Annotated in this window: 18 protein-coding genes; 12 read left to right on the top strand and 6 right to left on the bottom strand. The window is 69.7% G+C overall.

Annotated features, from left to right (window positions below; translation table 11 throughout):
* Nucleotides 1–291: 291 nt before the first annotated feature.
* Nucleotides 292–2,010, top strand: coding sequence for an IlvD/Edd family dehydratase (locus tag MOQ72_RS24190; protein ID WP_242187844.1), 1,719 nt, complete (start codon nucleotides 292–294; stop codon nucleotides 2,008–2,010).
* A 244-nt stretch (nucleotides 2,011–2,254) separates the two neighbouring features.
* On the opposite strand, the gene MOQ72_RS24185 is transcribed toward MOQ72_RS24190, so the two are convergent.
* Both MOQ72_RS24185 and pdxR read right to left on the bottom strand, forming a co-directional pair.
* Nucleotides 2,255–2,743 carry a CHAP domain-containing protein gene (locus tag MOQ72_RS24185; RefSeq protein ID WP_242187843.1) on the bottom strand — a complete coding sequence of 163 codons (489 nt, stop codon included), beginning with the start codon at nucleotides 2,741–2,743 and terminating at the stop codon, nucleotides 2,255–2,257.
* A gap of 110 nt (nucleotides 2,744–2,853) precedes the next feature.
* Nucleotides 2,854–4,263, bottom strand: coding sequence for a MocR-like pyridoxine biosynthesis transcription factor PdxR (gene pdxR, locus MOQ72_RS24180; protein ID WP_242187842.1), 1,410 nt, complete (start codon nucleotides 4,261–4,263; stop codon nucleotides 2,854–2,856).
* Nucleotides 4,264–4,352: 89 nt separating this feature from the next.
* Here pdxR and MOQ72_RS24175 point away from each other — a divergent pair, with 89 nt between their 5' ends.
* Complete coding sequence (locus tag MOQ72_RS24175) at nucleotides 4,353–4,928, top strand: TIGR03086 family metal-binding protein (RefSeq protein ID WP_242187841.1); 576 nt, start codon at nucleotides 4,353–4,355, stop codon at nucleotides 4,926–4,928.
* Nucleotides 4,929–4,950: 22 nt separating this feature from the next.
* On the opposite strand, the gene MOQ72_RS24170 is transcribed toward MOQ72_RS24175, so the two are convergent.
* Genes MOQ72_RS24170 through MOQ72_RS24155 form a run of 4 tightly spaced genes read right to left on the bottom strand, consistent with a single transcriptional unit; the run spans nucleotide 4,951 to nucleotide 8,032 of the window.
* A complete protein-coding gene (locus MOQ72_RS24170; protein ID WP_242187840.1) occupies nucleotides 4,951–5,772 on the bottom strand; it encodes a hypothetical protein in 822 nt (273 codons plus the stop codon).
* Nucleotides 5,773–5,779: 7 nt separating this feature from the next.
* Nucleotides 5,780–7,153, bottom strand: a complete 1,374-nt coding sequence (locus MOQ72_RS24165; RefSeq protein WP_242187839.1) for a WXG100 family type VII secretion target — start codon at nucleotides 7,151–7,153, stop codon at nucleotides 5,780–5,782.
* Between the two features lie 5 nt (nucleotides 7,154–7,158).
* On the bottom strand, nucleotides 7,159–7,479 hold the full coding sequence (locus MOQ72_RS24160; protein WP_242187837.1) for a type VII secretion target: 321 nt from the start codon (nucleotides 7,477–7,479) through the stop codon (nucleotides 7,159–7,161).
* Between the two features lie 19 nt (nucleotides 7,480–7,498).
* Nucleotides 7,499–8,032, bottom strand: coding sequence for a hypothetical protein (locus MOQ72_RS24155; protein WP_242187835.1), 534 nt, complete (start codon nucleotides 8,030–8,032; stop codon nucleotides 7,499–7,501).
* A gap of 135 nt (nucleotides 8,033–8,167) precedes the next feature.
* Here MOQ72_RS24155 and MOQ72_RS24150 point away from each other — a divergent pair, with 135 nt between their 5' ends.
* The 10 genes from MOQ72_RS24150 to MOQ72_RS45690 all read left to right on the top strand — a co-directional run bounded on the left by MOQ72_RS24150 (nucleotide 8,168) and on the right by MOQ72_RS45690 (nucleotide 20,630).
* Nucleotides 8,168–9,823: a UDP-N-acetylmuramoyl-L-alanyl-D-glutamate--2,6-diaminopimelate ligase gene (locus tag MOQ72_RS24150; RefSeq protein ID WP_242187922.1), complete on the top strand. Its 1,656-nt coding sequence runs from the start codon at nucleotides 8,168–8,170 to the stop codon at nucleotides 9,821–9,823.
* Entirely contained in the window at nucleotides 9,820–11,292 is a 1,473-nt protein-coding gene (locus tag MOQ72_RS24145) for a UDP-N-acetylmuramoyl-tripeptide--D-alanyl-D-alanine ligase (RefSeq protein WP_242187834.1), read from the top strand. Before MOQ72_RS24150 ends, MOQ72_RS24145 begins: the two co-directional genes overlap by 4 nt.
* Complete coding sequence (gene mraY, locus MOQ72_RS24140; protein WP_242187921.1) at nucleotides 11,289–12,368, top strand: phospho-N-acetylmuramoyl-pentapeptide-transferase; 1,080 nt, start codon at nucleotides 11,289–11,291, stop codon at nucleotides 12,366–12,368. Before MOQ72_RS24145 ends, mraY begins: the two co-directional genes overlap by 4 nt.
* A gap of 214 nt (nucleotides 12,369–12,582) precedes the next feature.
* Nucleotides 12,583–13,986 carry a UDP-N-acetylmuramoyl-L-alanine--D-glutamate ligase gene (gene murD, locus MOQ72_RS24135; RefSeq protein WP_242187833.1) on the top strand — a complete coding sequence of 468 codons (1,404 nt, stop codon included), beginning with the start codon at nucleotides 12,583–12,585 and terminating at the stop codon, nucleotides 13,984–13,986.
* Nucleotides 13,987–13,992: 6 nt separating this feature from the next.
* Nucleotides 13,993–15,411: a putative lipid II flippase FtsW gene (ftsW, locus tag MOQ72_RS24130; RefSeq protein ID WP_242187831.1), complete on the top strand. Its 1,419-nt coding sequence runs from the start codon at nucleotides 13,993–13,995 to the stop codon at nucleotides 15,409–15,411.
* The gene (gene murG / locus MOQ72_RS24125) at nucleotides 15,408–16,562 is read left to right on the top strand and encodes an undecaprenyldiphospho-muramoylpentapeptide beta-N-acetylglucosaminyltransferase (RefSeq protein WP_372495527.1); all 1,155 of its coding nucleotides are present in this window, start codon (nucleotides 15,408–15,410) and stop codon (nucleotides 16,560–16,562) included. Before ftsW ends, murG begins: the two co-directional genes overlap by 4 nt.
* Nucleotides 16,563–16,621: 59 nt before the next feature.
* Entirely contained in the window at nucleotides 16,622–18,004 is a 1,383-nt protein-coding gene (murC, locus tag MOQ72_RS24120) for a UDP-N-acetylmuramate--L-alanine ligase (protein ID WP_242187917.1), read from the top strand.
* Nucleotides 18,001–18,747: a cell division protein FtsQ/DivIB gene (locus MOQ72_RS24115; RefSeq protein WP_242187830.1), complete on the top strand. Its 747-nt coding sequence runs from the start codon at nucleotides 18,001–18,003 to the stop codon at nucleotides 18,745–18,747. Before murC ends, MOQ72_RS24115 begins: the two co-directional genes overlap by 4 nt.
* Nucleotides 18,748–18,852: 105 nt before the next feature.
* Complete coding sequence (locus MOQ72_RS24110; protein ID WP_242187828.1) at nucleotides 18,853–20,085, top strand: nitric oxide synthase oxygenase; 1,233 nt, start codon at nucleotides 18,853–18,855, stop codon at nucleotides 20,083–20,085.
* Between the two features lie 116 nt (nucleotides 20,086–20,201).
* Nucleotides 20,202–20,630, top strand: coding sequence for an ABC transporter permease subunit (locus MOQ72_RS45690; RefSeq protein ID WP_372495526.1), 429 nt, complete (start codon nucleotides 20,202–20,204; stop codon nucleotides 20,628–20,630).
* The last annotated feature ends 62 nt before the right edge of the window (nucleotides 20,631–20,692 follow it).

Here is a 20,692-nt window from a genome sequence, read left to right as displayed (position 1 = left end):
CCCACTGAGGTGTGAGTGTTCGAAATATCGAACCTCGTTCGTGATACGGGTCACGAGCGTAGAGTCGCTGCTCGCGCACGTCAATGGCCCAGAGCTGAGCGTTCGGTATCGCAACCATCGTTCGAAATAGCGGATCGCGCGAGCGGGGCTATTGCGCACCGGCCGCTGAGCTGGTTACGTCGCAGACGTCTGACCAGGGACTAACGATGGAGGTCTGATGAGCCACACTTTCCCGCCAGCTCATCAAGACCGACCTGGTGCGGGTGTCCCGCAAAACACCGAGGAGGACGAATGAGCGCGCCGCGGCGCAGTGCGAGTTGGTTCGGTGCCCACGGCCGGGCCGGGATGACCGCCCGGTCCTGGGTCAAGAACCAGGGCTACAGCGACGAGGTGTTCGACGGGCGGCCGGTGATCGGCATCGGCACCACGTGGTCCGAGCTGGCCCCGTGCAACGCCCACCAGCAGCGCATCGCCGAGGCGGTCAAGCGCGGGGTGTGGCAGGCGGGTGGCTTTCCGCTGGAATTCCCGAACATGGCGCTGGGCGAGACGCTCATGCGGCCGACCGCGATGCTCTACCGCAACCTGCTGGCGATGCAGGCCGAGGAGACCATCCGCGCCAACCCGCTCGACGGCCTCGTGCTGCTCTCCGGTTGCGACAAGACCACGCCCGGCCTGCTGATGGCGGCGGCCAGCGTCGACCTGCCCGCAGTGATGCTCACCGGCGGGCCGATGCTCAACGGCAAGTACCGGGGCACCGACATCGGTTCGGGCACCGCTGTGTGGCAGGCCGAGGCCGACCTGGTCGCGGGCAAGATCACGCAGGAGGAGTGCTTCTTCATCGAGGGCTGCATGTCCCGCTCCAACGGGCACTGCATGACGATGGGCACCGCGTCCACCATGGCCTGCATCGTCGAGGCGCTGGGCATGCAGATGCCCTACGCGGCGACCTGGCCCGCCGTCGACGCCCGCCGCTACGCCACGGCGCAGCAGACCGGGCAGCGCATCGTCCAGATGATCGAGGAGGACCTCAAGCCCTCCGATGTGCTCACCCGCGACGCGTTCCGCAACGCGATCCGGGCCAACGCGGCGATCGGCGGGTCCACGAACGCGGTCGTGCACCTGATCGCCATCGCCAAGCGGGTCGGCGTGGAGCTGACCGTCGACGACTTCGACAACGACACCCGCGACGTCCCGACGCTGGTCAACTTGCAGCCCAGCGGCAAGTTCCTGATGGAGGACTTCTGCTACGCGGGCGGGTTGCCCGCCGTGCTGAAGGAGCTCGGGGACCTCATCGACGGCTCCGCGGTGACCATCACCGGCCGTTCGATGGGCGAGAACATCGCCGACGCGGAGGTGCACAACCGCGAGGTGATCACCACTTTCGACGAGCCGTTCCAGGCCGTCGGCACCGGTACCGCCGTGCTGCGGGGCTCGCTGGCGCCGGACGGTGCCGTGGTCAAGCAGTCCGCGGCATCGCCCCGGTTGTTGCAGCACCGCGGCCCGGCGATGGTCTTCGAGGACGTCGACGACTACTACGCGGTGTGCAAGGACGACGACCTGGACGTCGACGAGAACACGGTGCTGGTCGTCCGCAACGCCGGGCCGAAGGGCTATCCGGGCATGCCGGAGGTCGCCAACGTGCCGGTGCCGAAGAAGGTCCAGGACCGCGGGTTCGACGACATCGTGCGGATCTCCGACGGCCGGATGAGCGGTACCGCCTACGGCACGGTGATCCTGCACGTCACCCCGGAGGCGGCTGCGGGCGGACCGCTGGCCTTCGTGCGCACCGGTGACATCGTCAGCATCGACGTGCCGAACCGCCGCCTCGACCTGGAGGTGCCGGAGGAGGAGATGAACCGCCGCCGCGCGGAGTGGAAGGACCCCGACAACCCGTACCCGCGCGGCTACCAGCGGTTGTACTACGACCACGTGTTGCAGGCATCGGACGGCGCGGACCTGGACTTCCTGGTGGGCAAGTCCGGCAGCTACGTCCCCCGCGACGGCCACTGAACGTGGGGGGGGGGTTTTTTGGGGGGGGGGGGCCCCCCCCCCCACCCCCCCCCGGGGGGGGGGGCGCCCCCCGGGGGGGGGGGGGGGGGGCCGGCCCGGGGGGTGTTTTTGTGGGGGGGGGCCGGCGCGCCGGGGGGGGGGGGGGGGGCGGCGGCGCCCCCCCCCCCCCCGCCCCCCCCCCGCGCCGGGGGGGGGGGGGGGGGGCCCCCCCCCCCCACACCCCCCCCCCCCCACGGCATGGCGATCAGCGACCGGCCGGGACCTGCGGGTCGCTCCAGCCCAGGTAGTTGTTGAAGTAGGAGAGGTCGTCGGCGTGGCCGATCGCGCCGCCGACGCTGGTGGCGTAGAAACCGCCTTCGCCGTCGGCGACCCCGACGTGCCCGTACTGGCTGATGTCCCAGTACACGAACGCGCCCTCGGGCGGGGTGGAACCGTCGGTGTGCGCCTTGCCCGCTCGGACCGCGCCTTCCCAATGCGCGATCGCCGACGGCCAAACTCCCGTTGTGCCCCAGGCGTTTTCCACGGCCTTCTCGCAGAGGCCCTGGTACGAGGTATCACCGATGCGCTGCTGGAACCACTCGATGGCGCCCTGCGCGGTGCCATCGGCGGGGTCGAGCTGAACTGCCTGCGGGGCGGGCTGGGCGAGCACGCTCGGTGCGGCGAGCGGAGTGAGCAGCAGGGCCGTGGCAACACCGCAGGCACCGGCTAATCGAGCGAGATGATGCTTGTTCACGAAGTCCTCCCGGAACGCAAAAATCTCCAACGGCCGGGAGAACGCTATCGATCACCGCCGCCGAACACCACGAAGATGACCTGAACAGCCGATGGCGGAAGGAGGCGGTGTCAACGGGTGAGGCAGGCGTGCAGCCTGCGCAGCCCTTCGGCGATGTCCGGCACTGCGATTCCGCCGTAGCCGAGGACGAGTCCGGGACTGCCTTTCGCCCGCCGGTACGGGCTCAGCGGGAGAATCCCGACACCATTCGCACCGGCGCGTTCGCAGATCGACTCGTCGTCGGCGTCCGGAGGCAGCATCGCCGCCAGGTGCAGGCCCGCCGTGACCGCCACCGGTTCCAGCAGGTCGGCGAAATCCTGTTGGAGCATCGAGGAGATCCGCGCGTACCGGGCGGCGTAGTCGTTGCGGGCCCGGCGGATGTGCCTGGCCAGCAGTCCTTCCTCGATGAACGCGGCGAGAGCGGCTTGCAGCGGCAGTGAAGTGTGCAGATCCACGACGTACTTGGCGGCCCGCAGCGCCGTGTGCAGACTGCGCGGCGCGATCAGGAAACCGACGCGCAGCGTGGGGAGCAGGACCTTGGACATCGAGCCGACGTAGATCACCCGGCCCGCTCGGTCGAGGCTCTGCAGTGGTTCGATCGGCCTGCCGGAGAACCGGAACTCGCTGTCGTAGTCGTCCTCCACCACGACAGCGCCGACGCGTTCGGCCCATTCGAGTAGCGCGGTGCGGCGCGGCAACGACATCGGCATGCCGAGCGGGAACTGGTGCGACGGCGTCACGTACACGATTCGGGCGTTGCCCGGTATCCGGTCCACCAAGATGCCTTCCGCGTCCACCGGCACGCCGACCACCTTGGCGCCCAACGCGCGGAACAGCTGACGTGGCGGCGGATAACCGGGATCCTCCACCGCGACGCAGGTTCCCGGCTCGATCAGCACCCGGCCGATCAGGTCGAACGCCTGTTGCGCCCCACTGGTGACCAGCACGTCGTCGGCGCTCGCCCGAACCGCGCGGGAAACCCCGACGTGCCGGGCCAGCGCGCGGCGCAGCCCGGCATGGCCAGCGGGGTCGGCGTACATCGGCGAGCCGACGCTGGACGTGCGGAACCAGTGCGCCAGCAGCCGCCGCCAGGCCGCGTAGGGGAACAGCCGGACATCGGGAATTCCCGGTCGGAAGTCGAAATCCGGGATGCTCGGGTCCATCTGGGGCACCCGGATCCGCTCCCAGGTCTTCGCTGGCCGGATCCGCTGGGCATCAGCCGCCTGCGCTGGTCGGTCGAAACCGCCCGGCAGAACGTAGGTGCCCGACCCGGTGCGACCGGCGACGAAACCCTCGGCGGTCAGCCGGTCGTAGGCGGCGCTGACGGTGTTGCGGGACACCGACAACCGTCGAGCCAGCTCGCGGGTGGGAGGCAGCGCTTCGCCGGTGCGGAGCCTGCCATCCAGCACGGCGGCCTTGATCTGCCGATAGATCTGCCCGGTCAGGTCGACCCGACCAACCAAGCTCACGTGGAACTCCACAAGCACCGAGCCTAACCCGAAATCGGCCCAGTGGATTTCGTCATTTTTGGATCTGCCGCTGGGCCGATGCCGATCCATACCCTCGGTATGTGGACATCGTGAACTTGCACCGACGCGCTGTGCAGAGCACCGACGACGTCGTCGCCGAGATCAAATCGGACCAGTTGAGCCTGCCCACACCGTGCGCGGACTGGACGCTGCACGGCCTGTTGCGGCACATGGTGAGCGAGAACCTGGGCTTCGCCCACTCCACCAAGGCTGATCCGGAAGTGTCCGATGTGGACTGGAATGCCGGGTGGCTGAGGGCCGAACCGGCGGAGGACTACCGGCGTTCCGCCGCCGAGCTCAGCGCCGCCTTCGCCGCCGAAGGCGTGCTGGAGAAGCAGGTCCGGATTCGGGAGTTCGGCGTGTTCCCCGGCGAGGTGGCGCTGATGTTCCACTTCGTGGACGTGGTGGTGCACAGCTGGGACGTGGCCAAGACGATCGGAGCCCACTACGAACCGGACGAAGACCTACCGGCGACGGCGTTGGAACTGGTGCGAGCGAACCCACCAGCCCGCGACGGCGGAGCCTTCGCCCCGGCGGTGGCAGTGCCGAAAAAGGCATCACCCCTGGAAGAACTGATCGCCTACCTCGGCCGAAACCCCACCTGGCCAGCAGCTTGAGCCGGACCGAGCCGTTACGTTCTCACGGCATAGTGGGGTAGTCGATGACCGTGATCGGCTCTTCGATTCCATCCGATGGCGCGTTTTGAAGTTCGGCGAGGATCGCGTCGGCCGATCCTGCGCTGAGATCAGCCAGTGCTATGTGCAGGGAACGACCTGCGGCACGCACCTGTGCGAGTGTTCGGGGAAGTGAGTGCAGCAGTTCGACGGCCACCGGGCGATTTTTCGTCCAAAGCTGTTCGAAATGTCCGAACACGACGCGCGATGCGTTGACCTCGGCGATCTGGCGAAGCAGGAAAGGAGCTGGCAATCCCAAGTTTCGCACCAACATCGTCGACTTGTTGATGTCGCGAACGGAAATGGCTAGTAGTGGCTTTCCGTGCTCATTCTGCCATTGTTGCAGTAGGGATGGCGGGAGATCGACGTGAAGTGCGACTTGTGCGGAGATGGTGCCGTCGCGGTAGTGTTCGACGTTAATTGCTGGTCGGCGCAGGGTCTGCAACGTGCGGTCGTCGATGTTTGATTTGCTCAGTCCATCCCAGTTGAGCAGATACTGTTCGAATGGAATTCCGCCATCGGCGGTATCGCCTCCGATCTCCGTGTAGTTCTCCTCGACCTCCGCCATGCCGTCTTCGTAGTCGAACTTGATGACAAGCGGATGTCCGGTGTGATCTGCGAGGAATTTCCACAGCGACTCGTTCAGCAGCGTCTGCGCCGGATTGCGCGGACTGTTCCTGGGGCCGAGGTGGTAGTAGTTGACGGTCTCGTCGTCTCGGAGAACGGGTTTTCCGAGCGTGAGATAAGTCTTGCATGGTGCGCAAACAAGATACCCGAGGTCGCTCATGGATTCCTCATTCGATCCTTCCGCTGGCCAGGTTTCCCTTTCCGATTATCCTACCGGAAGAGTCGCAAAATATCAGATTGACGCCTTGGTAATCAGTCGTGTCTCGGCGGCCACGCCACCGGTCCACCCATGAGTTCAGCTCCGCTGTGCTTGTTCCTTCGGGGACTTGGTAGAAGATTTCTCCGCCATCCTCGCCGAGTTGTTTGCACGCTTTTTTCGTGTTCGTGTTGAAGGAGTTCTCGGTTCCGTTCAGGGCTTTGTTCTCCCGATTTAGGACATCATTGCCGTTGTTGTCCTGGAAGCGGATGTCAGGTCCGGGTGCGTTCTTCTCGTCTACGAATGGCTTGGTGCCAGGGGGTCCGTCTCGGAGTGAGGCGATCGCAGCCTCGCGGGTCATGCCGCCACGTGAGTCTTCGATGACCTTCCTGATTAGGTCTTCCTGCTCGTGGGGTGGCAGGTTGTCGAAGGGATCGTCCGGGTCGGGGTGGCCGGTACCGGGGGTGTCCGGGGGGTCGTTGGGTGGGTCGTTTGGGTTTCTTGGGGTGTTCGGGTTGTTGGGGTTTCGGGGTTTGTTCGGGGGTTGGGGGAGGGGGTTGCCGTGGGTTATTTCGTTTAGGATCTTGCCTATTCGGCCTACCAGTTCGCCTAGTTTGTCCAGTAGGGGTAGGAGTTTCGTCAGGGCTCGGATCAGCTTGACGATCATCTCCGCCACTCGGACACCCCAGCGGGCTATGCGCAGTGACGCTTGTTCGATGATCAGCGGTAGGGCCGATCCCCTGGACGCGAGGGCTTCGATCGCCCAGGCCGCCAGGCGGCCCGCGCATTCGGCGATGAAGTCGCGGATCGTCGCGCGCACCATCGCGACCACGGTGCCCGCCGTTTCCGCCGCCGAGCTCAGACCGCTGGCCGCTTCGGATTGGGCTCGGATGAGCTGGGCCGTGGTGGCGAGCCTGGCGCGGTAGGCGTCCGCTGCCGCGCCGGTCCAGCCCGCGGTGCCGCGCTGCACGTCGGCTTCCAGCGTGTCCGCTGTCGTGCGCAGCGAATCCGCGATGTTGCGCCAGGTTTGCGCGTGCGCGCGCACCGCGTCGGCGTCGCCGCCCAGCCAGTTCAGCGCATCGGTGAGTGGTTGGAAGTGTTCGATCAGGAAGGACAGCGCCGCCGAGAACATGCTGCCCAGCGGATCCGTGATGGTCGACAGGGTTTCCAGACCGGCGCCCACCACGGCGAATCCGACGTCCGTCCAGTCGCCGGTTTCGATCGCCGCGACGACATCCGCTACCGCTTCCAGCAGGCCGACTCCGGTGTACCACTCGGACGAATCTTGGGGTTTGCTGACCAGTGGGTTGTCCACCGGGGGCCGAGGCGGATCCGCGTCGTTCACCGGGCTCACCAGCCGAGCTCGTCGATCAGGCGCTTCAGCGCATCGGCGATCTCGGCGTCCTGGACCTCCTGGTCCTCGACCGCATCGCGCAGTGCGGTCGCCAGCGCCGCGATCGCCTGCTCCGCCGATCCCACGGTCGCCGCCGTCAGCGCTCCGGTGATGGACAGCTTCAACGGCAGGAACGCGCAGGTCACCCCGTAATCGGTGCCACCGAGGTGGGCCCCGCGCGCTGCGTCGACCGCTTGTCCGAGCGCCTCGGCATGGCCGTCCAGCTGGTCCGCGTGGGCCCGTAGTTGGTCGGGTGGCAGCGTGAAGCCCTCGGACATGTCTCCCCCTCGCAAGGTGTCAGCGCAGGAACGTCTCGTCGCTGAAGTCGCCGTCGTCGTGGCCGGTGTGGGGCTGCGCGGGACCCGGCTGTGCGGAATCCGGCTGGGGGCGCGACGCGGCCGCTGGCGGAGAGGGCGGCGGTGGATCCGGCACGAGCCGCAGGCGGTTGGCGGCCGGGCCAGGCGGTTGGGGGAAGCGCTTGCGGTAGGCGTCGATCACGGCACCGGTCGAGGACTGCTCGCCGACGGTGCTCCGGGTGGCCTCGGCCACCTGGTCGGCGATCTTCGACTGCGCGCGGTGCAGCACGGCCATGAATTCGCGGCTGAGCTCGGCACCGGTCATCGACCGCGACTGTTCGCCGAACCGGACGTCGATCGGCACGCCCTCGGAGTTCACCGTCACCGCGACCGATCGACTGCTCTCCGTGACGCGGATCGCGTCGATCTGTTGCCGCATCGCGGTGAACTGCGCCGCTTTCTCCCGCAGACCCTCGGACCACTTCTGGACCGCGCGCTCGGCCTGCTCGGGATCCCCGCCGAAGTCCGGCGACATGCGTCCTCCCCCCGTCCGCGGAAAAGCGAGACAGGGGAGTTCTACTGCACCGGCGAGCCGTGTTCGGGCGGCTGAGCAGCGGTTGGGCCGAACGATCCAAGCTCCACTGCGTTGAACGGGTGACCGACCATGAGGATGCTCATCCGAGTGCTACCGGTAGCCTGTCGCGACGTGCCTTCCGCGGTCGCGACAGCCCCGCCTCGCCCATCCCACGTCGAGCCGGTGGACATCGATCAGCTCGCCGACGAAATCGGCGCGCGCATGCTTCGCGCGCCTGGTCACAGCGCCGCCGCGGCGCCGGTGACCGGGGCGACCCTGCGTGCCCAGCACGTCCGCCCCGGCGATCTCTTCGCCGCCCTGCCAGGCACCCGCGTGCACGGTGCCGATTTCGCCCAGCACGCGCTGGAGTCCGGCGCTGTCGCGGTGCTCACCGACCAGGCCGGGGTCGAACGCGTCGCGCTCCTCGACCATCCCGCGGTGCGCGACGGCAGCGTGTCGTTGCTGGTGCACGACGATCCGCGCGGGGTGCTCGGGGCCGCGTCGGCGTTGATCTACGGCGATCCGTCGCGGCAGTTGAAGGTGCTCGGGGTGACCGGCACCTCCGGCAAGACCACCACCACCTACCTGCTGGAGTCCGCGCTGCAGGCCGCCGGGTTCGGCACCGGGCTGGTCGGCACCGTGGAGACCCGCATCGCCGGTGACCGGCTGGACAGCGCCTTCACCACGCCGGAGGCCCCGGACCTGCAGGCACTGCTGGCCGTGATGGTCGAGCACCGGGTGACCTACGTGCCGATGGAGGTCTCCAGCCACGCGCTGGCCATGGGGCGGGTGTCCGGCACCCGGTTCGCCGTCGGCGCGTTCACCAACCTGTCCCAGGACCACCTGGACTTCCACCGCGATCTTGAGGACTACTTCCAGGCCAAGGCGCTGCTGTTCGACGGCCGGGCCGAGCACGAGGTCGTCTGCGTGGACGGAGAGTGGGGGCGGCGGTTGGTCAAACCGAACACCATCACGGTGTCCACCGAAGGCGACGCGACTTGGTCCGCCAGCGACGTCCAGGCGTTCCCCACCGGGGAGCAGACCTTCACCGCGCACGGCCCGGACGGCCTTGAACTGCGCGTCCGGCTGCGGCTGCCCGGCCCCTTCAACGTGGCCAACGCCCTGCTCGCGATCGGTGTCCTGCACGCGGCGGGCGTGCCCACCTGGGCGATCGAGCGCGGCCTCGCGGAAGTCGACGTGCCAGGTCGCATGGAGCGTGTCGCGCTCGGGCAGGACTTCACCGCTGTGGTGGACTACTCGCACAAGCCCGGCGCGGTGGCCGCGGTGCTCGACGCGGCTCGCGCGCAAGTCGACGGCAACGTAATCGTCGTGCTCGGCTGCGGAGGCGACCGGGACGTGGCGAAGCGACCGCTGATGGGCGAAGCGGCGGCCCGCCGCGCCGAGCTGCTGATCGTCACCGACGACAATCCGCGCCGCGAAGACCCGGCCGACATCCGGGCGGCCATGCTGGCCGGTGCGCGCGACGTACCCGCCGACCAGCGCGGGGAAGTGATCGAGATCGGCGACCGGCGCGCGGCCATCGCCGCGGCCGTGGAGCGCGCCAAGCCCGGCGACATCGTCGTCGTCGCGGGCAAGGGCCACGAGACAGGACAGGAGGTGGCGGGCGTGGTGCACCCCTTCTCGGACCGGGAAGAACTCGCCGCCGCGCTGCGTCTGATCCTGGGCCAGCGGCCCGAGGATCCACAGAAAACCGGTGTTCGTCGGGGGCAGGGCGACGAGGAGGCAAGTTGATCCGGCTCAGCCTCGCTGACATCGCGGATGCGGTGGACGGCAGGCTTCATCGTGCGGAAGGCTCGGAGATCGTCAGCGCGGGCGTCGAGTTCGACTCCCGCAAGATCGAACCCGGCGGGCTGTTCGTGGCCGTGCCGGGAGAACGGGTCGACGGGCACGAGTTCGCCGCGCAGGCCGTGGCGGATGGTGCGGCGGGTGTGCTCGCCGCGCGGGAGGTCGACGCCCCGGCGGTGATCGTGCCGCCGGTGCCGGTCGCGGATCGGTCCGGTGTGATGGCGCTGGCAGGTGACACCGACGGTTCCGGTGCCGCCGTGCTGGCCGGGCTGGCGAAGCTGGCCCGCCACGTGGTCGACCGGCTGCCGCGGCTCACCGTGGTCGGCGTCACCGGCTCGTCCGGGAAGACGTCCACGAAGGATCTGATCGCACAAGTGCTGGAGCCGATGGGCCCGACGGTCGCGCCGCCCGGTTCGTTCAACAACGAGCTGGGCCACCCCTGGACCGTGCTGCGCGCCGACGAGGACACCCGGCACCTGGTGCTGGAACTGTCCGCGCGCGGCGTCGGGCACATCGCGAACCTCTGCGAGGTGGCGCCACCGCACATCGGCGCGGTGCTCAACGTCGGCCACGCGCACGTCGGCGAGTTCGGCTCGCAGGAGGCGGTGGCGCGGGCCAAGGGCGAACTGGTCGAGGCGTTGCCCGCGGACGGGGTGGCGGTGCTCAACGCCGACGACCCGTTGGTCGCGGCGATGGCGGACCGCACCGAGGCCCGCGTGGTGCTCGTCGGGGAAAACCCGGACGCGCACGTGCGAGCGGAGGACATCGAGGTCGACGACCAGGCCCGGCCGACCTTCACGCTGGTCACCGAGCTGGGCAAGGCGCAGGTGAGGTTGCCGCTGTTCGGCGAGCACCACGTGGGCAACGCGCTCACCGCGGCCGCGGTGGCGCTGGAGCTCGGTGCCACGGTCGAGCAGGTCGCCGAGCGGCTCGGCGCGGCGCGCCGGGTGTCGGCGCGGCGCATGGAGGTCACCGAGGCCCCGAACGGCGTCACGGTCGTCAACGACGCCTACAACGCCAACCCGGAGTCGGTGCGTGCGGCGTTGAAGACGCTGGCCGCGATGACGCGCGGACGCCCAGGTCGGGCGTGGGCGGTACTTGGACCGATGGGCGAGCTCGGCGAAGCGGACGCCGAGGCGCATGACGAGATCGGGCGGCTCGCCGTCCGGCTGAACATCGACCGGCTGGTGGTGGTCGGCGAACAGGCCCGGGTGATGCACCAGGCGGCATCGCTGGAAGGGTCGTGGGGAGAGGAGTCGGTTCTGGTGCCGGACGTCGATGCGGCCGTCGCGCTGCTGCGCGCCGAGCTGCGTCCCGGTGACGTGGTGCTGGCCAAGGCATCCAATTTCGCCGGGTTGTGGCGGGTCGCCGATGCCCTGCTGGCCGAGGGAGATGCGGGGTGGCGGACGACGTGAAACCGATCTTGGTTGCCGCCGCGGTCGCGCTGGTGGTTTCGATCCTGTTCACCCCGTACCTGATCCGGGTGTTCTCCAGGCAGGGCTTCGGCCAGGAGATTCGGGAGGAGGTGCAGAGCCAGCACGCCGCCAAGCGCGGCACCCCGACGATGGGTGGCGTGGCGATCCTGGTAGCGATGTGGGTCGGCTACCTGGTCGCCCACCTCACGGTCGGCGATCAGATGACCGCGTCCGGGCTGCTGGTGCTGGGCCTGACGACGGCGCTGGGCATCGTCGGGTTCCTCGACGACTTCATCAAGATCCGCAAGCAGCGCAACCTCGGGTTGAACAAGACCGCGAAGCTGGTCGGCCAGTTGGTCGCCTCGGTGCTGTTCGCGATCCTGGCGATCCAGTTCCCCAACGCCAACGGTGTCACCCCGGCGTCGGTGGAGCTGTCGTTCCTGCGGGACATCGCGGTGATCTCCTTCGGCGCGGTCGGCTTCGTGATCTTCGCCTACGTGGCGATCAGCGGCTGGTCCAACGCGGTCAACTTCACCGACGGCATGGACGGCCTGGCGGGCGGCACCGCGGCGATGGTGCTGGCGACCTACGTGCTGATCTCGTTCTGGCAACTGCGCAACGACTGCTTCGCGATCAACGGTCCGACACCGGGCTGCTACACGGTGCGCGACCCGCTGGACATCGCGGTGGTCGCGGCGGCGGCGATGGCGGCCTGCGTCGGGTTCCTGTGGTGGAACGCCGCGCCCGCGAAGATCTTCATGGGCGACACGGGTTCGCTGGCGCTGGGCGGCCTGTTGGCCGGGCTTTCCATGGTCACCCGCACCGAACTGCTGATGATCGTCATCGGCGGGGTGTTCGTGGTCGAGGCGCTGTCGGTGGTGCTGCAGATCGCGGTGTTCCGGACCACCCGACGACGGCTGTTCCGGATGGCCCCGTTCCACCACCACTTCGAGCTGGCCGGGTGGGCGGAAACCACGGTGATCATCCGGTTCTGGGTGCTGGCCGGGATCAGCTGCATGTTCGGCGTGGGCCTGTTCTACGCGGACTGGCTAGCCCTAGCCGGAATCCTCCGCTGACAGAAGAAGGGGGCCTCGTGGTCGTTTTGCGGAACCCGCGGCGGTGCGAGTGTCGTAGGTGGGCTAAGCGGCTGCGGCGCTTCGAAGAACAAGAGTGAAGACGGGAACTGGGAAGGTGCGCGGGTTTCGCACATCGGGCCGGGAGCGGCTGCATGACCTGGCAGCGCTGTTCGGCACGCTGCGAATTCGCGCGAGCTGCTAAGGAGACGAGTCGGTGGCAGGGCGGTTCGAGGGGCTGAACGTGCTGGTGGCCGGGGCCGGGGTGTCCGGCCGCTCGGCCGCCGAGGCGCTGCTGGCGGTGGGCGCGGCGGTGACCGTCACGGACGCTTCCGCCGACCGGCTCGCCGCCCTGGCGTCGCTGCAGGCGCAGGGCGCGGCGCTGGTCGAGGGGCTGACCGAGCCGCCGACCGGCGCGGATCTGGTGGTCACCAGCCCCGGCTGGCGCCCGGACGCGCCGCTGCTGGCGGCGGCGGTCGCGGCGGGTGTTGAGGTGATCGGCGAGGTCGAGCTCGCCTGGCGGCTGGACCAGGACAGCGGTGACCCGGCGACCTGGCTGGCGGTCACCGGGACCAACGGCAAGACCACGACCGTGAGCATGCTGGAGTCGATCCTGCGCGCTGCCGGGGTCGACGTGGTGGCCTGCGGCAACGTCGGGCTGCCGGTGGTCGACGCGGTCCGCGCCGGACACCGGGTGCTCGCGGTGGAGCTGTCCAGCTTCCAGCTGCACTGGTCGGACTCCGTCGCGGCGTTCGCCGCCGTCGTCCTCAACGTCGCCGACGACCACCTGGACTGGCACGGCTCCCTCGCCGCCTACGGGGCCGCCAAGGCGAAGGTCTACTCCGGCAGCTCCGTTGCCGTCGCCAACGCCGACGACGCGTGGTCGACCCGGCTCGCCGCCGCTGCCGCGGCGGACGCCAGGCGGGTCTCCGTCACGCTCGACGCTCCGCGGGACGGCCAGCTCGGCGTCGAGGACGCCTCGCTTCTCGATCGCGCCTTCGGCGACCGGGTGGTGCTCGCGGCGCTCGCCGACGTGCACCCGGCGGGGCCGCACAACGTGGCGAACGCGCTGGCTGCGGCGGCGCTGGCGCGCGCCTACGGCGTCCAGCCGGGCGCGGTGGCCGAAGGGCTGCGGGCGTTCCAGCCCGGAGCGCACCGGTCGGTACTGGTGGCCGAGGCCGCCGGTGTGTCCTATGTGGACGATTCGAAGGCGACCAACCCGCACGCCGCGGACGCGGCGCTGCGCGCGCATCCGCGGGTGGTGTGGATCGCGGGCGGACTGCTCAAGGGCGCCGAGATCGAGGAGTTGGTGGCGGCCAACGCCGCTCGGCTGCAGGCCGTGGTGCTGATCGGTCGGGATCGGGATCAGTTCGCCACCGCACTGGCCCGACACGCCCCGGATGTGCCGGTCCGCGAGGTGGCGGCGGGGGACGATGCGGGCATGCTGCAAGCTGTTCGTTCGGCCAACGAGTTCGCCCGACCGGGTTCGGTGGTCCTGCTCGCCCCGGCCGCCGCGTCGATGGACATGTTCACCGACTACGCCCACCGGGGCCGGGCCTTCGCCGACGCGGTGCGAGCCGTGTTGGCCGATGCTCCGGCAGCGTCCACGCACGGCGGGTGATCCGCGGTGACCACTGCGACGAAGCCCGCTGCCGCTCGAAGCGCGAAGAAACGCGCCGGGCTGACCGTGCTTTCGCCGCTGACCGCGTGGCTGACCCGTCCGCTGGCGTCGTTCCACCTGCTGCTGGCGGTGTTCGGCCTGCTGACGGTTTTCGGCCTGGTGATGGTGCTTTCGGCCTCCAGCGTCGATTCGTTCAACAGGGACGGCTCGTCCTACAGCGTCTTCGGCAAGCAGGTGATGTACTGCCTGGTCGGGCTGGTGGTGTTCTACCTCGCGCTGCGGGTGCCGGTGCGGTTGTTGCGCCGGTACAGCCTGATCCTGCTGACGATCTGCCTGGTGTTGTTGGTGCTGGTGCTGACCCCGTTGGGCACCGAACTCAACAACGCGCGGAGCTGGTTCGTGGTGGCCGGGGTGTCGTTCCAGCCGGTGGAGTTCGCCAAGGTCGCGTTCGCGGTGTGGGGCGCGCACGTGCTGGTCACCAAGCGCGGTCTGATGGCGCAGTACCGGCATCTGCTGGTGCCGGTGGTCCCGGCGGCGTTGCTGATGTTCACGCTGGTGATGTTGCAGCCCGACCTGGGCTCGACGATCACGCTGTTCGTGGTGCTGCTGGCGCTGCTGTGGTTCGCCGGGGCGCCGCTGCGGCTGTTCCTGGTCATGTTGCTCGGCGCATTGACCGCTGGCGTGGCGCTGTCGGTGGTCGCCGAGTACCGGTTGGCGCGGCTGACCAACTTCCTGGACCCGCAGGCCGACCCGACCGGGCAGGGCTACCAGATGATGCAGGCGCAGTACGCGCTGGCCGACGGCGGGTTGTTCGGCCGCGGACTGGGGCGCGGCTGGTCGAAGTGGCAGTACCTGCCCAACGTGCACAACGACTTCATCTTCGCGGTGATCGGTGAGGAACTCGGGTTCGTCGGCTGCGCGGTCGTGCTGGTGCTCTTCGGCACCACCGCCTACGTGGGGCTGCGCATCGCGTTCCGCAACACCGACCCGTACATCCGGCTGGTGTCGGCGACGCTGACCACCTGGCTGGTGGGGCAGGCGGTCATCAACGTCGGCTACGTGGTGGGCCTGCTGCCCACCACCGGGCTGCCGTTGCCGCTGATCTCCTCCGGCGGATCGTCGGTGGTCACCAGCATGCTGGTGTTCGGGCTGCTGGCGAACTTCGCCCGGCACGAACCCGAGGCGATCGCCGCGCTACGGTCTTTGGGTCCGGGTCGGGTCGGCAAGCTGTTGCGGTTGCCCACCCCGGCGCCGTACCGGCCACCGGCCAAGCGGCGTCCGACACGACCCACGACCCCACGAAGCCGACCCGGCGCGAAGAGCTCCGGGGCGGCGGCAACTCGCCGGGGAAGCGGGGACCTCCGCGCGCGCGGCGCGCGCAGCGGCCCCGGATCCCGGGCGCAGACACGAGGAGGACACCGTTGAGCGGGGAGCAAACGGTCCGCATCGACCAGGGTGCCGTGGGCGACCCGCAGAGCGCCGCCGTGGGACGGCGGGCGCTGTCGGTGGTGGTCGCCGGTGGCGGCACCGCCGGGCACATCGAGCCCGCGCTGGCGCTGGCCGACGCGGTGCGTCGGCTGCGGCCGGACGCCCAGGTGACCGCGCTGGGCACCGAACGCGGCCTGGAGAACCGGCTGGTGCCAGCCCGCGGCTATCCGCTGGAGCTCATCCCGCCGGTGCCGATGCCGCGCAAGGCCAGCCCGGAACTGCTGAAGCTGCCGCTGAAGGTGCGCGAGTCGGTGAAGCAGACCCGCGACGTGCTGGACCGCGTCGGCGCGCACGTGGTGGTCGGCTTCGGCGGCTACGTCTCGCTGCCCGCGTACCTGGCCGCGCGCGGTCGGGTGCCGATCGTGGTGCACGAGGCCAACGCGCGGGCCGGGCTGGCGAACAAGGTGGGCGCGAAGTTCGCGGACCGGGTGCTCGCGGCGACCCCGGACAGCGGTCTGACCGGGGCGCAGACCATCGGGATCCCGCTGCGCGAGTCCATCACCAGGCTGGACAGGTGGGCGCTGCGGGCGCAGGCCCGCGCGCACTTCGGACTGCACCCGCACGCGCCGGTGATCCTGGTGTTCGGCGGCTCGCAGGGCGCGCGCACGCTGAACGTCGCGTTCTCCGGTGCGGCGGAAGCGTTGGGGCGCGCCGGAATCGGTGTGCTGCACGCGCACGGACCGAAGAACACCATTGCGGTGCAACAGGTTCCCGGCGCACCGGCCTACACCGCGGTGCCCTACCTGGAGCGGATGGACCTGGCGTACGCGGCGGCGGACCTGGTGGTGTGCCGCTCCGGCGCGATGACCGTCGCGGAGGTCTCGGCCGTCGGACTGCCCGCGGTGTTCGTGCCGCTACCGCACGGCAACGGCGAGCAGGCGCTCAACGCGCAGCCGGTGGTGAGCGCCGGTGGTGCGCGGCTGGTGGCGGACGAGCAGCTGACCACGCAGCGGGTGATCGACGAGGTGCTGCCGCTGGCGCGCGACGCCCAGCGGCTGCAGGAGATGAGCCGGGCCACGCTGGGTACCGGGCACCGCGAGGCCGACCACGTGCTGGCGCAGATCGTGCTGGAGGTGGCCGGACAGTGACCGAACCGTCCACTTCGGACCTCGCTCGGGTGCACCTGATCGGCATCGGTGGCGCCGGGATGAGCGGTATCGCCCGGATCCTGCTGGCCCGCGGGCAGCAGGTGTCCGGTTCGGACGCCCGCGACTCGCGCACCGTGCTCGCGCTGCGGGCGCAGGGCGCGCACATCGGCATCGGCCACCAGGCGGAGCACCTCGACCAGTTCGACGCCGACCCGACGGCGGTCGTGGTGTCCACGGCGATCAAGCCGGACAACGCGGAGCTGGTGGAGGCGCAGCGGCGCGGCATCGCCGTGCTGCGCCGGGCCGAAGCGCTGGCCGCGCTGATGGCGGGGCACCGGGTGGCCTGCGTGGCGGGCACCCATGGCAAGACCTCCACCACGTCGATGCTGACCGTGGCGCTGCAGCATTGCCGGTTCGACCCGTCCTTCGCCATCGGCGGCGACCTCAACGAGTCCGGTGCGAACGCGCACCACGGCGACGGCAGCATCTTCGTCGCGGAGGCGGACGAGAGCGACGGCTCGTTCCTGGTGTTCGCGCCGTCGGTGGCGGTGGTGACCAACGTCGAACCCGACCACCTGGACCACCACGGCACCGCCGAGGCGTACACCAAGGTCTTCGAGGAGTTCGTGCAGCGGATCGAGCCGGGCGGGGTGCTGATCGCCTGCGCCGACGATCCGGGGGCCGCCGAGCTGGCCGACCGGGCGGCCGCGGCCGGGATCCGGGTGCGGCGCTACGGGACTTCGGTGACCGGCGACGGTGACGCGCGGCTGGTCGGTTACCGGCCCCAGCACGGCACCGGAGTGGCGGCCGTGGAACTCGACGGTGACCGCGTCGACGTGCAGGTTTCGGTGCCGGGCGAGCACATGGCGGGCAACGCGGTCGCCGCGTTGCTGGCCGGGCTGGAACTCGGCGCGCCGCTTGCGGATCTGCTCGACGGGCTCGCGGCCTTCGGCGGGGTCCGGCGGCGGTTCGAGTTCAAGGGCCGCGCCGACGGCGTCCGGGTCTACGACGACTACGCGCACCACCCGACCGAAGTGGACGCGCAGCTGCGCGCGGCTCGGCCGGTGGTCGGCGACGGCCGCTTGGTAGTGGTGTTCCAGCCGCACCTGTTCTCCCGCACAGCGGCGTTCTCCGACGAGTTCGCGACCGCGCTGGGACTGGCCGACGAGGTCGTGGTGCTCGACGTCTACGGCGCGCGCGAGGATCCGCAGCCGGGTGTCACCGGCAAGCTGATCGCCGACCAGGTGCCGCTGTCGGCCGAAAAGGTGCACTACGAGCAGTCTTTCGCGGCGGCCGCGCCGCTGGTCGCGAGCCGGGCCCGGCCCGGTGACCTGGTGCTGACCATGGGGGCCGGGGACGTGACGATGCTCGGCCCGGAGATCCTCGCCGAGCTCGACCGGCACGCCGGGCAGGACCGCGCCGCCGGGGAGGAATTGGGGTGACCCCAACGCGTCGTCGCGCGACGGAGCGCCCCGGGCCGCGCAGCACTCGGGGCCGCCCGGTGCGGGGCGGCCGGACGATCCTCCCGAAGTGGCGGCGCTGGGCGCTACCGGCGGTGCTGGCGGCGATGACGCTCGGCGTGGTCGTGCTGTACTTCACGCCGCTGCTGGGCGTCCGGTCGGTCGAGGTCGTCGGCAACGCGACGCTCGCCCAGGACCAGGTGGTGCGGGCGGCTGGCATCGAGCCGGGCACTCCGATGCTGCAGGTGGACGTCGACGACGTCCAGACCCGGCTGCGGGCGATGCCGAAGATCGCGGCGGCCCAGGTGTCGCTGGCCTGGCCGTCCGCGGTGCGGGTGCGGATCATCGAACGCATGCCGGTGGCGTTCCTGGTGGCGCGCAACGGGATCCAGCTCGTGGACGCGGACGGGGTGCCGTTCGAGGCGGTCGCGCAACGCCCGGCCAGCCTGCCGGAACTGCGGGTGCGGGAGGCTTCGCAGAACGACCCGGCGACCCGAGCGGCGTTGACGGTCCTGATGGCCCTGCCCCAGGCGCTGCGAGCCGAGGTCAGCGCGATGATCGCGGAGCAGCCCAACGACGTCCGCCTGCTGCTCAGGGGCAACCGAGAGGTCCACTGGGGATCGCTGGAGGAAACTCCCTGGAAGGCAGCGATCCTGCCAGCGCTGCTGACCCGACCGGGCAAGACCTACGACGTCACCACCCCGGCCTTGCCGACGGTGGCGTGATTCGCCGATTTCGCGGGAAATCGCCCGCGTGGCCGCGTCGCGGACCAGCCGCGCACCCCAGGTGCCCGTGCTCAAGATCATTTGTGTGGCGCTACCGTGTGATTCGTGTTCAGGGTTAGTGGCGACGCGCCGGACTCCGTCTTCTCCGGCAATGCCAGCGCATCGCAGCCGACCAGGCGGCTGCGCGTGGTGCGTCCGTCGTCCGCCCGTTCCGCGCCGCCGGTGGACATGGCCGAGGCCGAGGAATTCCTGCGGCTGTTCCACGCCGAGAACCGCGAATCCGGATCGCTGCAACAGCGGCTGGACCGGATGCGCTACGAGGTGGACACGATCGGCACCTATCGGCACTCCCAGCAGGAACTGACCTTCGGCGCGCAAGTGGCGTGGCGCAACAGCGCTCGCTGCATCGGGCGGCTCTACTGGCGGAGCCTGAAGGTTCGCGACCTGCGCGACGTGCACACCGCGTCCGGCGTTGCCGCGCACTGCGTCCAGCACCTGCGGATGGCCACCAACAACGGCAAGATCCGCCCGGTGATCAGCGTGTTCCCGCCCGAGACGCCGCAGCGCCCGGCACCGCGGATCTGGAACGAGCAACTCGTCCGCTACGCGGGGTACCAGCGACCGGACGGCACGGTGCTCGGCGATCCGCGCTACGTGCGCTTCACCGAAGCCGTGCTCAGCTTCGGCTGGCAGCCACCGCTCCGGCGCACCGCGTTCGACGCGCTTCCGCTGGTGGTGGAGACCGTCGACGAAGGACCGCACATGTTCGCCCTGCCGCCGGAAGTGATCGAAGAGGTCCCGGTGACCCACCCGGAGCTGCCCTGGTTCGCCGAGCTGGGCCTGCGCTGGCACGCGGTTCCGGTGATCAGCCACATGCGGTTGAACATCGGCGGCGTGCCGTACCCGGCGGCGCCGTTCAACGGCTGGTACATGGGCACCGAGATCGGCGCCCGCAACTTCGGCGACAGCGATCGCTACAACCTCGTCCCGCTGGTCGCCGAGCGGCTGGGCCTGGACACTTCGCGCGAGGACACCCTGTGGCGTGACCGCGCGCTGGTCGAGCTGAACCGCGCGGTGCTGCACTCCTACCAGCAGGCCGGGGTGACCATCACCGACCACCACACCGAATCCAAGCGCTTCCTGACGCACCTCGCCAAGGAGGAGGCGGCGGGCCGCAAGTGCCCGGTGGACTGGTCCTGGATCGTGCCCCCGATGTCAGGCTCGCAAACCCCGGTCTTCCACCGCTACTACGACGAAGACCACCAACGCCCGAACTTCTACATCGATGAAGACGCCACCCACCGAGCACTAAACGGCGGCCCACCCCGCTTCGCCTGACGCCCCGAAGGCGAACGCTCGCGGCGCCGACGGACGCTGCTCGGCTGCCGGTCACGCCCCGTAGACAGTGTGGGACGTGGTCACCAACCGGCCGCCGACCAACGGCATTGTCTACTGTGGACTCATCGGGAATTCCGGTAAAGGTGGGAACAGGTGTTGGTGGCCACCAATGGCGCATTGACGTGGTCGTCGCTCGGTCAATAGCGTCAGCGATCGTTTTCCGGGATTGCTCTCACGGGGGTGATCGAGGTGGCGAACGGATCTACTGGCACGTCATCCTGCCGCTGAGCCGTCCGATGCTCGCCGCGTTGGCGGTGCTGCTCTTCCTGGCCAACCGGAATTCCTTCCTGTGGCCGCTGGCGGTGGCCCAGGACGAGTCGCTGCGCGTCGTCCAGGTCGGCATAGCTTCGCTGCAAGGCCAGTACGCCTCGAAGCAGCACTACGTGGTGGCCGCCGCGATGCTCGCGGCCGTGCCGACGGTCCTGGTGTTCTTGCTCGGCCAGCGGTGGCTGGTCGCCTCCCTGAAGACCACCGGCCTGCGCTGAACACCAGGTCCCTGCGCCGGGGAGGGACTGAGGTGTCGTCGGGCGTGTCGAGTGCCGCGGTG

Origin of the sequence: Saccharopolyspora soli (assembly GCF_022678645.1) — a bacterium.
Taxonomy (GTDB): domain Bacteria; phylum Actinomycetota; class Actinomycetes; order Mycobacteriales; family Pseudonocardiaceae; genus Saccharopolyspora; species Saccharopolyspora soli.
This window is presented reverse-complemented; position numbering and strand designations above follow the sequence as displayed.